Source organism: Cochlodiniinecator piscidefendens, assembly GCF_011326755.1.
GTDB classification, from domain to species: domain Bacteria; phylum Pseudomonadota; class Alphaproteobacteria; order Rhodobacterales; family Rhodobacteraceae; genus Cochlodiniinecator; species Cochlodiniinecator piscidefendens.
This window is the reverse complement of sequence record NZ_JAAOIE010000002.1, coordinates 97,063-111,001: the sequence shown is the minus strand read 5'-3', so window position 1 is coordinate 111,001 and position 13,939 is coordinate 97,063. Positions and strand designations below refer to the sequence as shown.

Annotated in this window: 15 protein-coding genes and 1 pseudogene; 4 read left to right on the top strand and 12 right to left on the bottom strand. The window is 49.3% G+C overall.

Features of this window, described 5'->3' with window-relative positions; genetic code table 11:
- Window positions 1–6 precede the first annotated feature (6 nt).
- A complete protein-coding gene (locus G9C99_RS05285) occupies window positions 7–1,857 on the bottom strand; it encodes an ABC-F family ATP-binding cassette domain-containing protein (RefSeq protein ID WP_166416419.1) in 1,851 nt (616 codons plus the stop codon).
- 174 nt (window positions 1,858–2,031) lie between these two features.
- On the opposite strand from G9C99_RS05285, the gene ndk reads away from it, so the two are divergent.
- Window positions 2,032–2,454 (top strand): nucleoside-diphosphate kinase, encoded by a 423-nt coding sequence (gene ndk, locus G9C99_RS05280; RefSeq protein WP_166416418.1) that lies wholly within the window; start codon window positions 2,032–2,034, stop codon window positions 2,452–2,454.
- 54 nt (window positions 2,455–2,508) lie between these two features.
- Here the strand turns inward: ndk and G9C99_RS05275 are convergent, their stop codons facing one another.
- The 4 genes from G9C99_RS05275 to G9C99_RS05260 all read right to left on the bottom strand — a co-directional run bounded on the left by G9C99_RS05275 (window position 2,509) and on the right by G9C99_RS05260 (window position 6,078).
- Window positions 2,509–3,891, bottom strand: a complete 1,383-nt coding sequence (locus G9C99_RS05275) for a hypothetical protein (RefSeq protein WP_166416314.1) — start codon at window positions 3,889–3,891, stop codon at window positions 2,509–2,511.
- Between the two features lie 99 nt (window positions 3,892–3,990).
- Window positions 3,991–4,317 (bottom strand): TfoX/Sxy family protein, encoded by a 327-nt coding sequence (locus G9C99_RS05270; RefSeq protein WP_166416417.1) that lies wholly within the window; start codon window positions 4,315–4,317, stop codon window positions 3,991–3,993.
- A gap of 489 nt (window positions 4,318–4,806) precedes the next feature.
- Window positions 4,807–5,541: an SDR family NAD(P)-dependent oxidoreductase gene (locus G9C99_RS05265; protein WP_166416416.1), complete on the bottom strand. Its 735-nt coding sequence runs from the start codon at window positions 5,539–5,541 to the stop codon at window positions 4,807–4,809.
- A 6-nt stretch (window positions 5,542–5,547) separates the two neighbouring features.
- Window positions 5,548–6,078 (bottom strand): 2,4'-dihydroxyacetophenone dioxygenase family protein, encoded by a 531-nt coding sequence (locus G9C99_RS05260; protein WP_166416415.1) that lies wholly within the window; start codon window positions 6,076–6,078, stop codon window positions 5,548–5,550.
- A 113-nt stretch (window positions 6,079–6,191) separates the two neighbouring features.
- Here G9C99_RS05260 and G9C99_RS05255 point away from each other — a divergent pair, with 113 nt between their 5' ends.
- Window positions 6,192–6,947 carry an IclR family transcriptional regulator gene (locus G9C99_RS05255; RefSeq protein ID WP_166416414.1) on the top strand — a complete coding sequence of 252 codons (756 nt, stop codon included), beginning with the start codon at window positions 6,192–6,194 and terminating at the stop codon, window positions 6,945–6,947.
- A gap of 72 nt (window positions 6,948–7,019) precedes the next feature.
- Here G9C99_RS05255 and G9C99_RS05250 read toward each other — a convergent pair whose 3' ends face one another.
- The 4 genes from G9C99_RS05250 to G9C99_RS05235 form a co-directional block, all read right to left on the bottom strand.
- Window positions 7,020–7,622 (bottom strand): transmembrane anchor protein, encoded by a 603-nt coding sequence (locus G9C99_RS05250; RefSeq protein WP_166416413.1) that lies wholly within the window; start codon window positions 7,620–7,622, stop codon window positions 7,020–7,022.
- Window positions 7,623–7,638: 16 nt separating this feature from the next.
- Entirely contained in the window at window positions 7,639–8,316 is a 678-nt protein-coding gene (locus G9C99_RS05245) for a HupE/UreJ family protein (protein WP_231704012.1), read from the bottom strand.
- 107 nt (window positions 8,317–8,423) lie between these two features.
- Window positions 8,424–8,786 carry a hypothetical protein gene (locus G9C99_RS05240; RefSeq protein ID WP_166416411.1) on the bottom strand — a complete coding sequence of 121 codons (363 nt, stop codon included), beginning with the start codon at window positions 8,784–8,786 and terminating at the stop codon, window positions 8,424–8,426.
- Window positions 8,787–9,153: 367 nt separating this feature from the next.
- The gene (locus tag G9C99_RS05235) at window positions 9,154–9,909 is read right to left on the bottom strand and encodes a hypothetical protein (protein WP_166416410.1); all 756 of its coding nucleotides are present in this window, start codon (window positions 9,907–9,909) and stop codon (window positions 9,154–9,156) included.
- A gap of 351 nt (window positions 9,910–10,260) precedes the next feature.
- Here G9C99_RS05235 and G9C99_RS05230 point away from each other — a divergent pair, with 351 nt between their 5' ends.
- Both G9C99_RS05230 and G9C99_RS05225 read left to right on the top strand, forming a co-directional pair.
- On the top strand, window positions 10,261–10,809 hold the full coding sequence (locus G9C99_RS05230) for a YaeQ family protein (protein ID WP_166416409.1): 549 nt from the start codon (window positions 10,261–10,263) through the stop codon (window positions 10,807–10,809).
- Window positions 10,810–10,831: 22 nt separating this feature from the next.
- Window positions 10,832–11,215, top strand: coding sequence for a hypothetical protein (locus G9C99_RS05225; RefSeq protein WP_166416408.1), 384 nt, complete (start codon window positions 10,832–10,834; stop codon window positions 11,213–11,215).
- Between the two features lie 344 nt (window positions 11,216–11,559).
- On the opposite strand, the pseudogene G9C99_RS05220 reads toward G9C99_RS05225, so the two are convergent.
- The 3 genes and pseudogenes from G9C99_RS05220 to G9C99_RS05210 form a co-directional block, all read right to left on the bottom strand.
- Window positions 11,560–11,959, bottom strand: a pseudogene (locus G9C99_RS05220) (integrase core domain-containing protein); the annotation flags it as partial.
- A 240-nt stretch (window positions 11,960–12,199) separates the two neighbouring features.
- On the bottom strand, window positions 12,200–12,940 hold the full coding sequence (locus tag G9C99_RS05215; RefSeq protein ID WP_166416406.1) for an amino acid ABC transporter ATP-binding protein: 741 nt from the start codon (window positions 12,938–12,940) through the stop codon (window positions 12,200–12,202).
- 11 nt (window positions 12,941–12,951) lie between these two features.
- Complete coding sequence (locus G9C99_RS05210; protein ID WP_166416405.1) at window positions 12,952–13,923, bottom strand: amino acid ABC transporter permease; 972 nt, start codon at window positions 13,921–13,923, stop codon at window positions 12,952–12,954.
- Between the last annotated feature and the right edge of the window lie 16 nt (window positions 13,924–13,939).

Sequence of the window (13,939 nt, the reverse complement as noted above, 5' to 3'; positions counted from 1 at the left end):
ATTCGCCTATCCCTGTGCTTTTTCTAACTTTTCTTGGGCCTTTAGCCAAAGCTCTTCGGCACGGTCAACGGCGTTGCGAACTTCGCCGTATTTCTTTTGCCAAACCTCGACTTCGCCCGCGCGATCCCCATCATAAAGTTCAGGATCAGCGAGCTTTTTCACCAATTTATCAGCCATATCGCTCAGTTTGGTCAAGCGTTCTTCGCATTTCTTGACGTCTGAGCGCAGTGTTTTAAGAACTTCTTGGGGCGCGCGTTTAGGGGCCGCCGGTTTTACCTTAGCCGCTTTGACGGGGGCATCCCGCGCCAAAAGGAGTTTACGATAGGCTTCTAGATCTTCTTCATACGGGGTGACGCTGCCGTTTTTCACCAGCCACAAACGGTCTGCAACAAGGCTCAGCAAGTGCATATCGTGGCTGACCAAAATCACCGCGCCCGTATAGGCGGTCAGCGCTTCGACAAGTGCTTCGCGGCTTTCAATATCAAGGTGGTTTGTTGGCTCATCGAGGATCAACAGATGCGGGGCGGGTAGGGTGGCCAATAGCAGCGAAAGCCGTGCTTTTTGTCCCCCTGAGAGCCGTCCAACCTGCGTATCCGCCTGATCAGCACCAAGCCCAAAACTGGCAAGCCGCGCGCGCAGGCGAGCTTGGCCTTCTGAGGGGCGTTCACGCATGAGGTGTTGAATGGGAGTTTCATCAACATAAAGTTCATCCACCTGATGCTGGGCAAAGAACCCAACACGTAACTTGGAAGACGACGTCATTCGCCCGCCCATCGGGGTCAAGCGTTCTGAAAGCAACTTGGCGAGGGTGGATTTGCCTTCGCCATTTTTCCCAAGCAACGCGATGCGATCATCTTGATCAATACGCAGGTTCAGACCTTTTAGAATGATCGTGCCATCATATCCCACTGAAACGCCTTCGGTGGAAATGATCGGTGGCGACAGCTCTTCTGGCTCCGGGAAGGTGAAAACCGCACGCGCCGCATCCTCGGGCGCTGTTATCGTTGTCATCTTTTCGAGCATCTTAACCCGCGATTGGGCTTGCTTTGCTTTTGAGGCTTTGGCCTTAAAACGATCAACAAAGCTCTGCAAATGCGCTTTGCGCAACTCTTGCTTTTTGGCTTGGGCTGCCTGAATAGCACGGCGTTCCGCCCGCAGCTTTGCGAACTGATCATACGTCCCGGTGTAGTAGTGCAGCTTTCTTTCTTCGAGGTGCAAAATAGCGCCGACGGCTCGGTTCAAAAGACCACGGTCGTGGCTGATGATGATCACGGTGTGGGGGTACTTTGACAGGTAGTTTTCCAGCCAAAGCGCGCCCTCAAGATCAAGGTAGTTGGTCGGTTCGTCCAATAGCAACAGATCGGGTTCAGAAAAAAGGATCGCGGCAAGCGCAACCCGCATCCGCCATCCGCCTGAGAAATCAGCGCAAGGGCGGCGTTGTGCTTCGGCATCAAAACCCAAGCCACGCAAAATAGAAGAGGCACGCCCCTCGGCAGACCACGCATCAATATCCGCGAGCCGTGTTTGAATGTCTGCGATACGGCTGGGGTCCGTGGCGGTTTCAGATTCGGCCATTAGGGTGGCACGTTCTTTGTCGGCCGCAAGAACTGTGTCGATCAATGAGGTCGATGACGACGGCACCTCTTGGGCAACACCACCCACACGGGCGCGCGATGGCATTGAAATGTCGCCACCCTCAAGCGCCAATTCCCCCCGGATCATCCGGAATAGGGTGGTTTTGCCTGCACCATTGGGGCCAACAAGGCCGACCTTGTGCCCAGTGGGGATTGTGGCTGACGCGCCCTCAAACAGAGGGCGACCTTCGACGGAATATGATATATCTGAAAGCTTAAGCATGCCCCCCGATGCCTCAATGTGCAAAGAAGGTCAACGCCTGTCCGCGCTCTGAGGCAAAACACCCGCATTTTGGTGCGAATTCCCCCTTCCCACAGCGCTGGGGCTATGGTAGTCGGGCGCCAATATCCGGGCGACCGGAAGAAATTGCAAATTCTTATCAGAAAAGAGATCGACATGGCTCTAGAGCGCACCTTTTCCATCGTGAAACCAGACGCAACAAAACGCAACCTTACTGGTGCGATCGTTGCAAAATTCGAAGAAGCAGGCCTGCGCGTTGTTGCATCTAAGCGCATCCAGTTGACTTTGGCTCAAGCTCAGCAGTTCTACGGTGTTCACTCAGAGCGTCCTTTCTTTGGCGAACTGTGTGAATTCATGATCTCTGAGCCAATCGTTGTTCAGGTTCTCGAAGGCGAAAACGCAATCGCGAAAAACCGCGAAGTTATGGGCGCAACAAACCCAGCTGACGCAGATGCAGGCACAATCCGTAAAGAATACGCTTTGTCCATCGGTGAAAACTCAGTTCACGGTTCAGACGCACCAGAAACCGCAGCAGAAGAAATCGCATTCTTCTTCTCAGGTCTTGAATTGGTTGGCTAAGCTTTAGCAGCTTACCCAATGAAAAGCTCGCGCAATTGCGCGAGCTTTTTTGTTTTATGATCCGCAGCAATCATCGTTGTTGTGCACATGTACCGTGATGTTTACGCCAGACGCACAGCAAGATACTGATCCTGTACCACCACCAGTACCGCCCGACGTGCCACCACCAGTGCCACCGGAGGTACCACCACCAGTACCGCCGGAACCACTAGCAGGGACACCAGTGTTTTGCGCTAAGTATTCCAACGTGAAGGGTGTATCGACGTTGACCGGCGTATTCGTTTTATCAAAGCGAGCCATGTAGACCCCATAGCCGTCGTCATCATCTAGTGGGGTTCCGTAGCTGCTTGTCCACACTTTTAAATGGCCACCGTCGTGGAGAGGTAGGCCAAAAAATTCACTTGGTTTTTTTATGATGAACTCTTCGCACAGACGTGGATCTGTGTACTCGGCCCCCCCGTATTTGTTAAAAAACTCATAATAGCTATTCGACCCATCTACAGGGCCATACATGACCCAATGAAACCCATTTAGGGTGTCACGAAATGCAGTTTTTGTGACCTGCGTACCCAAATCGGGGGCTAGAATTGTTTTGGTGTATGGCGTACCGTTGGGTTCAAATACCTGTGCAAATGCTTCGCCGCCCGCGCCCCAAAAATTGGCAAAATAGCCATTATGCAGCTCAATTGTATTACTAAATGTGGATGTTTCTGTGATGAGTAACTTGCTTTCAACAACAGATTTAGCTTCAATGTCGAATTGGCTGTGATAGATGTTTCCACTTTGGTGTGAAACTATGCCAATCGTTTTTTCATCGATGTGATGTATGTAACGAGGGTGCCCAATCAGTGCGGCCTGAGTATCAAGAGGCATCCAGGTAGGTGTGTTGGTAGTGTTCAAATCAAATATTGAACCGTATAGCCCAGACCATGGATAGGTTACGGTTGGCGTTGGTGTCATATATGCGATGGTGACGGCAATTCCTTCTGATGTTACATGTATTTTCATGTATGGAGGGGAGATGCTGCCGTCCGCAGTGGTATCAATGATTTCGGTTAAGTCGGTGGAAAATGTTCCATCTCTATTGATTTTTCGGGCAAACGCACTTTGGATTATTCCATTCGAGCTACTTTTTGCGCCTGTCATCGCGACAATAAAGGTGCCATCCGATTGTGGGTACAGTCCGGCCAATGATTGGGAAGGAGAGTATTTGGCATCTACGTTGCTGGCAGCATCGTTGATAAGCAACTCTCCGCCAATTTTCTGGCCTGTGGCATCGTAGAGTTGGACGATGATTTGGTCGTGGTCCCGAACGCCTGTTAGTTTGCGCTGTGTCCAACAGACGGCTATTTCGCCAAATTTGTTTTGCGCGGCTTTTGGGTTGACTTGATTGCCGGCGGTGGTGGTGTTTACAAGAATAGGGTCGATTACTGGCATAGTGTCCTCGTTAAAATAAGTTCGAGGAAAAGACACCTTTTGGATTAATATTAGATATGAAATGCGTGCTGCAAATTTACCGATTGGTAACTCTATCGGTTATCGAATCTCGATAATTCCGATTTCATTGAGTTTTCGTTCAAAATCAGACCTGTGCGTGTCAAATGCTGTGGCTTTGAGGATGTCGAACCGCTTGCGCAGCGCTTTTTTCTCATCGCCCTTGCAGTCGTTCCAAGGGCGGCCTTGTAGCCCCATTTCCAAAACATAATAACCAATGAAATGGGGGCGCACGCCACTTTGTAAAAGACGGCGATACGCTTCGTCCGTGCCAAGGGCCCGAAGGTCTTCGGCAGAATGAATACCAGCTTTGGCACAGGCGGCATCCATAGCCGGACCAAGATTACGAATTGAAGATACAGGTGTCATAGCCTAGCAATATCTGATCTCGCTCTGCAATTCACCTAAATATTAGGGCTTAGATGCTGGCCCAATCATTGTAACACGGCTTTGGTGCGTCATCGCTCGGAGTGGTCACCGGAAAAGGAGGCTCTTTGTCATCAGTCTTTGAATTAAATGTTTCCTGACCGAGCTGACTCCAAACGACTTTTGAAGGATGTTTTTCGCTGTCTAACATGGTGTACCCTTACATTTTCTCAATTGAACTGTAAGCAGATGAACACATAATTTTGCAGGCAGGTGGGCTAAATAAAGGCAATTTAATGCCGTGTGACCTACCGAGAAATGGAAAGCCCCTATAGGCGCTAACTGCGGCGTTCTGCCTTTTCCCAACTATGTTTTAATGGATAGAGGGCGTTTTGGAGCCGATCGCTGTTCCCCAAAAGAAAACAGCGACCAAGCTTTTGAAAGCATTATCATGATGATCTAGGCAATCATCGTTGATCAATCATTTTGCTATCAGTATGTGGCGCGGCCACCAGACAGATCAAAAACGGCGCCGCTGTTGAATGTGCAGTCTTCCGATGAAAGCCACATGACCATTCGGGCGGCTTCTTCGACCCATCCCAAACGTTTCATTGGCGATTTATCAATCATGACCTGCACAAATTCTGGTGTCATTTGATCCAGAATGGCAGTTTTGATGGCGGCAGGCGCAATACAATTTACGCGAATATCACTTTGGGCCAGCTCCTTGGCTAATGATTTTGTGAATCCAATGACACCAGCCTTGGCAGCGGAGTAGGCTGAGGCGTTAGGGGTGCCTTCCTTTCCTGCCAACGAGGCCATATTGACGACACGGCCAAAACCACGCTCCTGCATCACGGGAACGATAGCTTGTGCGAGATGGAATGTACCTGTGAGGTTCACCTCGATCACTCTGGCCCAGATATTCGGATCGTTTTCCACCACCGGCAAAGTTGGCCCAGCATAGCCTGCGTTATGCGACAGAAAATCAATGCCACCAAAAACGGACCGCGTTTTAGCGACCGCATCTGAAATCTGATCCGGCTGACTGATGTCCACTTTGCAGAACATCGCGTCTGTCGGGGCATTTTCAGGCTCAGTTAGATCCCAGATCGCAACATTGGCGCCCGCTGATGCATAGTGACGCGCGATTTCTGCACCAATTCCAGCAGAGCCACCGGTGACGATGGCGGTACGCCCTGCAAAGTTATACGTTACATTGCTCATGCTCTTTTACCGGATAAAGTTTTTGACGTAATCAGCGCCCAAACCCACTTTTTCAAAATGGGCACGACACATGTCAATTTTGGTAAACACATCTTCATAACCTAGATGGTTTCCATCGGGGTCAACATAATACATGACGCCGTTCACCTGAAAGTAAGTGATCATTTCTTCCACGTCGTCGGGCACAACCAACGTGTGTGTTTCACCAGGAGGTTCAAAAACATAGCCGCCTTCGCGGGCTTCCCAATCATGTTCTAAGTAATGCCAACGCCCCTTTAACACAAACCCATGCACAGCGTTGGGGTGCCGATGACGCGAAAGCACGCCAGATTTTGTGACCTTGAGTAAATTCATCCAATATCCTTGCGAGACATTGAGGCAAAGTGGGCGGAAGAAAACATGCTCAGATTGCTGCACCCACATGCGTGGATCATTTTCGGCGAGCGCATCAGGGACCACGATTTCGGGCAAAGCGTCCTGCGGCATTGGATGTTTATAAGGTACACGCGGGTTTTCATCGGTTTCTGTCAGTGGCATTTCGCTGCTTTCCTATTGCGCTTCACCATTTGTCCATATTATGGTCATGTGATTCATTATGTGGACACATTTAAGGTCAGCTCACCCCTTAGGTCAACCAGAGAAGGACGCGCATGTCGAAACAGGTTCAAGGTACGCAAAGCTTTGCGCGTAGTATCAGTTTACTTCAGCATATCTGCGATCGTCAGATTCCGCCCACACTTCAAGATCTATTGGCAGAATGTGATTTCACCCGCCCGACACTGTATCGTCTATTGCAGGGATTAGAAGCCGAAGAGCTGATTGTTCAAACGTACGAAAAGACCTATAAACCGGGCCTTCGGCTTATTCATCTTGCGCGTACTGCTTTGGTAAAATCCGACATCCGCGATACCGCACGAGAGCCAATAACCCGCCTTAGGGACAGCACAGGGGAAACCGTGCATCTTGCCGTTCCAAGCGGCGAGGGGCTTGTTTACATTGATAAAATAGAAAGCCTGCAAACTGTGCGGATGAGTTCTACTATCGGTACTTTTGTGCCGCTTCATTCCAGCGGGGTGGGCAAAGCTTATCTTTCAGCGCTGACCGATGAAGATCTGCTCAAACACCTTGGTGCAGTAGAAATGAAACCTATTACTCGGTTTACCACGACTGATCCTGATCAATTGCGCGCGCAAATTGAAAGATGCCGTTCTCAGGGGTTTATCTTTGACGATCAAGAAAACGAAGAGGGTATCGTATGTTTTGGTGCGGCTATCCTTGATGACCAAGCTCAGCCCGTGGCGGCAATTAGTATATCCGTCCCGCTGTTTCGGCTTGCAAAAGATAAATCGCAGTATTCAACCCCGCTTTTGGAATGTGTACGCGAGCTTCGTATGCAGCAATGCTGATAAAGCTTCCGTACCTTAATTCGAGTTAGAACGCATTCAAAGCCCGGCCACGTTTGCGGCCGGGCTAAATGTTTAGAAGGTCTGGATTAATTCACCATAGGCACCACGTAATCTTAGTGAGACCGTGACGGGCCCACTGCCACGGTTTCGAAAAAACCATCCGTGATTTCCTGAAAATGCTGCGACGATCTCTCCGCGCGCCGCGCTTTGACCCCGACCTTTTTCATACGAGATACTTTGGCCAGGTGCATCACCATGCAGGTCAAAATTTATGCGACCGCCATCCGTGAACCAATCAAATTCTGCAATGGCGTTGTCTTCCATCGTGATTTTCCATTCAATTCCCTCACCAGAAGCAAGTGTAAATGAAATTTCATCTGTCCAAAGCTCAACCTCTTGAGCATAAGCTGTTCCGATCAGAAAATTGTAGATACCTCCACCAACTGACGACTGCACGGCATCTTGCTCAGCCTCTTCTGCCAATTGTGATTTGATTTCACCCATTTCTTTCAATCCTATTAAGCGACCGACGCCTGTGGGATCGATCCCATATTCGGCGGGTAAGACGACAGTGATCAGAAGTGCACCCGCTGCGGCCGCCGCTAGATATGTGGATTTTAACAGCTGCTTGGAGCTTGGCAAATCTTCGAGGTTTGGTTTTTCAGTATTAAACATAACAATAGTCCTTAGATCAGACGGCTGTAAAAAGGCCGGTCAATTGATAGCCGACAAGGATGAAGCCTGCGGTCATCATCGCCACATTCGCGGTGTATGCATGGTGTAGGAAACCGTTGGTCCGGCGCCAAAATCCCATCACAATTAAGATCACGGCCAGAGCCAGAGTCTGACCCAATTCTACCCCAACATTGAACGCCAGAAGATTTGGCAAAAGCCCATCTGGCGCGATGTCATAATCTAGAATTTTGGTAGCAAGCCCCAAACCGTGAAACAGCCCAAAGATAAGCGTGGCAATTTTCGTGTTTGGATGGAAACCAAACCACCGTTGATAGGCCCCGAGGTTATCCAGTGCTTTGTAAATTACCGATAGTCCTATGATCGCGTCGATCAGATAGGCGTTTACATTCCAGCCGAACCAAACACCCAATAACATGGTTGTCGAATGACCAAGGGCAAATAGGCTAACGTAGATGGCGACATGCTGCATTCTGTAGAGAAAGAAGATAACGCCGAACAGGAATAGAATGTGATCGTAACCGGTGACCATGTGTTTGGCCCCCAGATACAAAAACGGGATTAGATTGATCCCATAGATTTCCTGAATATAGCCCGCATCACCGGGGGTAACATTGTGAGCGCTGGCTTTGGTTGCTCCAAAAAGCAGCACAAGAATAAAGAGGGCAGATGACATTCTGGTTGCAAAACCAACAATGCCAATACGCCTCCAAAAAGAAGGGTACATTAGATGTCTCCGAATTGTCTGAAGTTATAAGTGGATTGTCCGCTTGAGCGAGACATTCAGACGCGAGGAGGCCGCTCCAATGGGTCCTGCAGGGTTGATGTTCCCAACACCGCTTGGATGGTCTTGCGGGTGGAAAAAGCAAAGAAAGATGGTTCGCCACGGCCGGGCAGTAACACCATCAATTGGTGTTCATGATCCGCTGCATTGTGTGAATGCCCATGGATGGACCATTCAGGGAGTATGTCCCCTTCGACGCCGTGCTCGTGATCAATCACGATCTCTGTTTGCGCAGCAATAGCGCCTTCTGGCAGAGATGTACCATGCATAAGGGGTTGGGAAACGGACCACACGAGAACCGACAGCATCAAAACCAGCGACATGAGCCAGCCCTTCTGATTTGGTGTGTCATCTGTTGTCATGAATAACGTCTATATTCCGTTGCACTGCCATCTGCTGAATGATGCAGCGCCTTTTTATTGGCAAACTTGCCCGCCATTCAAGCACTGCTTTTGTGTTTAAGCGGTAGCAAGGCGGAAATACGCCAGCGTATATGTACCTCATGTCGAAAAACGACTCGTTCTTGTTCGAGGATGCCGGAAATCTGTCCGCTAGTTATCGCTCCAATCACTTGAACGCAGTAGTGGGTCGGGGATCTCTTCCAGCCGTGCGTTCATATTGCCTGGTTTTGCCTCATTGCAGCTTCTCCGAAGGGGGCATTGGCAACATTGTTGCAGCAGCATTGCGCTGCCAAGTTCTATAAGGGGGGCTTTTCTACTATTAGAAACGTTAGCTCGAAGATCGGATTTCGGGTTCAAGCACCCAATCTTGTGATTTGATTTCGAGGGTTTCATCTTTCAAATAGAAATGAAAATGTCTCGCGCCGGCGCCTTCCATCTTGATCCAAGGAGTAGAATTCATGTCGTCCCGGGTTTTGCCTGAAATTTCGTAAAACTCGCCCCATTTTGGTGCAAGCCCACTGAAACGGCACTGACCCAAATACCAGCCATGGTCATTTACTGACGTAACGCGGTAATTGGAACAGCTTTTGAATCTAACAGCGATTTCGGGTACTTTCGCATATTGGCGATAAACGTACGGATTTGGTTTCATACGAGCGATTAGCTCGTCACCGTTTTGTTCTAGCCTAAGAGCCACATCATTTGGATGTGCGTTCCAGTCTTCGTTCAAGCGAGTGAAAGTAGGAAGGTCGTCTGTCTTGAAATGCCATGGTAAATCTGCTTTCGGTGCCCAAGTTACCCAAAGACGGTTTGTATGCTTTACTAACAGTTTCAATTCGTCCGTTGGCTCGTTGACGAGTACCCCGATACTGCCAAGACCAATCAGCGGCCAGCCTGTCAGGCAGCTTCGCATCCGTTGTCTATCAACTTGGGCAATCGGCAAGTTACGATTGGCTACGTGAAGAACATCTCCGATCTCAGGGATGTGTGTAAGATGGTCAAGTATAAGAACAGACCGGGGTTGCCCGGAATCATCGGTTGGGAGACTAAATATGTCGGTTAAACGGCCTTTTATTTTGTTCATTTTTCAGCCTTCGATAAATGACATTGCCATCTTGTGCTTAGCATAATCTGACCACTTCGAGTCTTATAGCAGACCTTTATGCGCAACGCAGCATTGGTCAGTTCTGGCAAATAGCAGTTTTGCAAAGTTAGACAAACGGCCTTTTGCAGCTACTGTTTCGTTCTGAAGGTCCGTTGTGAGGGGCTCACAACATAGACTTTGAGGAGTTGTACAGTAAGTGCCATCCCCGGAATGACTTTGAGGTGAGGAGCATCGATGCTGGTACAATAAGCGACAGTCTTTCGTTTATCTGCTTCCACAACACGGCCAGACAGATTAGTCACCTTTAGAATATTTATTGCGAGACCCTACATGGCACAAAAATCTACAATCTATAAAGTTGAATTGTCCGTGTCTGACATGGATCGTCACTATTACGAAACTCATAAACTGACCGTCGCGAAACATCCTTCTGAAACCGACGAAAGGCTTATGGTACGTCTTGTTGCTTTCGCCTTGAATGCGGACGAGCGCCTTGAGCTGACCAAAGGGCTGTCAACAGACGATGAACCCGACATCTGGCAGAAAAGCCTGAGTGATGAGCTTGAGTTGTGGGTGGCCCTCGGGCTTCCGAGCGAAAAAATCATTCGCCAATCCTGCGGCAAAGCTGATGAGGTGATTATCTATAGTTACGGCGGTAAAGCATCTGAAATCTGGTGGGATAAGATTAAAAACAATACGGCCCGATTTGGCAATTTGCAGGTGGTCAATCTTTCTGAAACAGACACCAGCGCATTGGAACAACTGGCAAGCCGCACGATGAAACTACAAGTGAACATTCAGGATGGCGAAGTCATGGTCAGCGCGAATGATAACATCGTTTATCTGACACCGGTCAAATGGAAGAATGCGGATCATTAGCGGTCTGGGTAAGGCGGAAAATATGCGACCTCCTGAAACGACACAGAACATACCTGAGCATGCAGGTAATGCGCTGGCAGCACAGGTTCGCGCGTACCTCAGCGACCTCACAAGACACGATGTTCCCGTTACATATCACGCGCTCGCCAAATCCATGCAGCTATCGCCGCCAAACACGATTCACCAAATCACGATGGCCTTGGAATGCTTGATTGAAGAGGACGCCGCTGCAGGCCATCCGCTGATAGCAGCGCTTGTCATCAGCAAGACGCGGGGTGGTTTGCCAGCTCCCGGTTTTTTTGACAGCGCGCGACGCGTTGAACGTTTTGGCGAAGACCCCTCAGCATTTCACAAAGCAGAGTTCGATAATGCAGTCAAATTTTGGTGCAGTTCCAATACATCCTGATCCTGACCGCTTTTCACAGCGATCATCGTTTTCAATCAAGGCACTGACTTTCCGTGGCTATCCAAGTGTATTGGCGATGGGTGAAGCAAAAAGTGTCTTAAAAGTTAAACCTTGCTCGGGCTCGTTTGATGTTGGATACATATTACATTGATCAACAATTTAGAAAAACATGCCAGTCACACCCGCCTATCAAGAGCTGCCAATTCCCGAAAAACTGCGGACAATGATCAGACGGATCATGTGCATTAAAATTGACGTGCCGCTAACCACCATGTCTGTAGTCATATAAAGTTGGACATCGGAGTGTTTGAGCATCGGAGGCTCTGGTTCGTTTGTGTGATTGATTATGCGGCTTGTTTTTGATGTTGCAAGCGGCGTTGTCGGATTGTCTGCGTTTTGATCTTTTGCTGTTCTCTTAGAATTGCTTTGTTTCGCCCGAAGTACACGTCTGCAGGTGTGACGTTGTTCAGGCTTTCGTGGTTGCGCTGGTTGTTGTAGGGGGCGACGAAAGCCTTGGTTTTCTGTTCAAGATCGCGCGGTAAGTCGTAACTTTCCAGCAGAACAGGGTTCTTCATCGTGTGGTGCCAGCGTTCCACTGACCCGCAGGGTATTTGCACAGCAAATGTCCCGAGAGGTGATTTTGCCTTGGGTTTGTGGATGGAATGGCGCATCCTGGACATGCTTCATGCTCTGTTTGTCCAGCCATTCAGCAAAGCCGCCAGAGATGTAACGGGAGCCGTTGTCCACTGCCTGAGGCTGCTGCTTGAATGATCTGTGGCTGACCGCTATCAGCGCAATATCCGGCTCTTGTTAGAACGTCGGGATTTAGCTGCAAACCTTTGTCACATAGTTAGCGGACAAAAGAGTTGGAGTGCGGATCAATGGCGGTCACATCCGATGGTGACATGCCCTCAATGAGCCAACCACGCAAAATGGCCGACCCCATTTACCACATCCGAGAATAAGTATTTTCATGGTTTACCCTTAGTGCTGCAGGATTTGGCCGAGGAAGGCTTTGGTACGTTCATTTTGGGGGGCATCAAAGAAATTATGCGGATCGGCTTCTTCGATGATTTCGCCTGCATCCATAAAGATCACCCGATCCGCGACGGCTTTGGCGAACCCCATTTCGTGGGTCACACAAACCATTGTCATGCCATCACGTGCAAGCTCAGTCATGACATCCAACACTTCAGACACCATTTCCGGATCAAGCGCCGAAGTCGGTTCATCAAACAACATCACCTTTGGATTCATACACAGCGCACGTGCAATCGCCACGCGTTGTTGTTGTCCACCTGAAAGCTGACCAGGATATTTTTCCGCATGTTCAGGAATATGCACCCGTTCCAGATATGTCATGGCAATTTCGCGGGCCTCTGGTTCAGAAAGGCCACGCACCCAAATTGGGGCAAACATGAGGTTTTCCAGAACGCTCATGTGAGGGAAGAGGTTGAAATGTTGAAACACCATACCGACTTCCATGCGCACCTGATCAATCTTTCGCATTTTTGGGTGCAATTCGATGTCATCGATCGTGATCGTTCCCTCCTGATGAGCCTCAAGCCAGTTCAAGGTGCGGATCAACGTGGATTTACCGGACCCTGAGGGGCCACAGATCACAATCCGCTCGCCCTGTTTGACCGAAAAATTGACGTCCCGCAGAGCATGGTATTTGCCGTACCATTTGTTGACGCCGCGCATTGTGATGATTGGATCTGACATAACGTATTCCTTTAGTGACTTTGTGTGCGGAAGTGGCGTTCGATCCGCGTTTGAACAAGCTCAAGACAGATTGACAAAATCCAATAGATCAGAGCGGCTGTGATTAGCATCTCCATGTGTTTGAATTCTTTTGCACCTGCAGTCCGAGCAATGAACATCAATTCCCAAACGCCGATGACTGAAATCAACGAGCTGTCTTTGAGCATGGCAATAAACTGGTTTCCGGTGGGAGGAATGATAACCGGCATGGATTGCGGCAAGATCACCCGGCGCATTGTCAGGCCAAACTGAACGCCCAGGGCGCGGGATGCCTCCCACTGGCCTTTAGGGATGGATTGAATTCCAGCGCGGAAGATTTCAGTCATATATGCGCCATAGCACAGGGTTAAAGCTAGGATCCCTGCAGGCACCGCATCAATTACATAGCCCAGTTGCGGCAAGCCTAGATAGATCAGATATATCTGCATCAAAAGCGGCAAGCCCCGAAAGAAGGATGTGTAAAAACTGGCCATGGCGAAGGCAAACCCATTTGACGACAGCTTGGCAACGGCGCCAAAAATGGCCACAATCGAAGCAAGTACAATTGAAATTGCCGATACATAAAGGGTGGTGAACACACCTTGGGTGATCATGAACCAGAGTTTGGAGCGGATGAATTCAAAGTTCAGATCAAAGCTATAGAAAAAGCTTAAGAATAGTGCCAAAAGCTCTAGCCAAACGACCAAAACCTGCCAACGGAACCGCAAAAACCCTATAAGAACAATGTTAACGGCAAACAAAATGCCCAGCACTAGCCCAGTAGATAAGCGCCCAAATAGACCCGATTCCGATGGCTCGCCGATCACGGGGCGCATCAGTTCTCCAATGATGGTCCCATTCAAATTTATCGCGGCAAACACCAGCATTGATAGGAAAATTGTTAGGGCAATGAATTTTGGCTTGTGGACAAGCGGGTCGCGTTGGACCGTATCGGGATAGAGCATCAGGTACCTCGTTTGC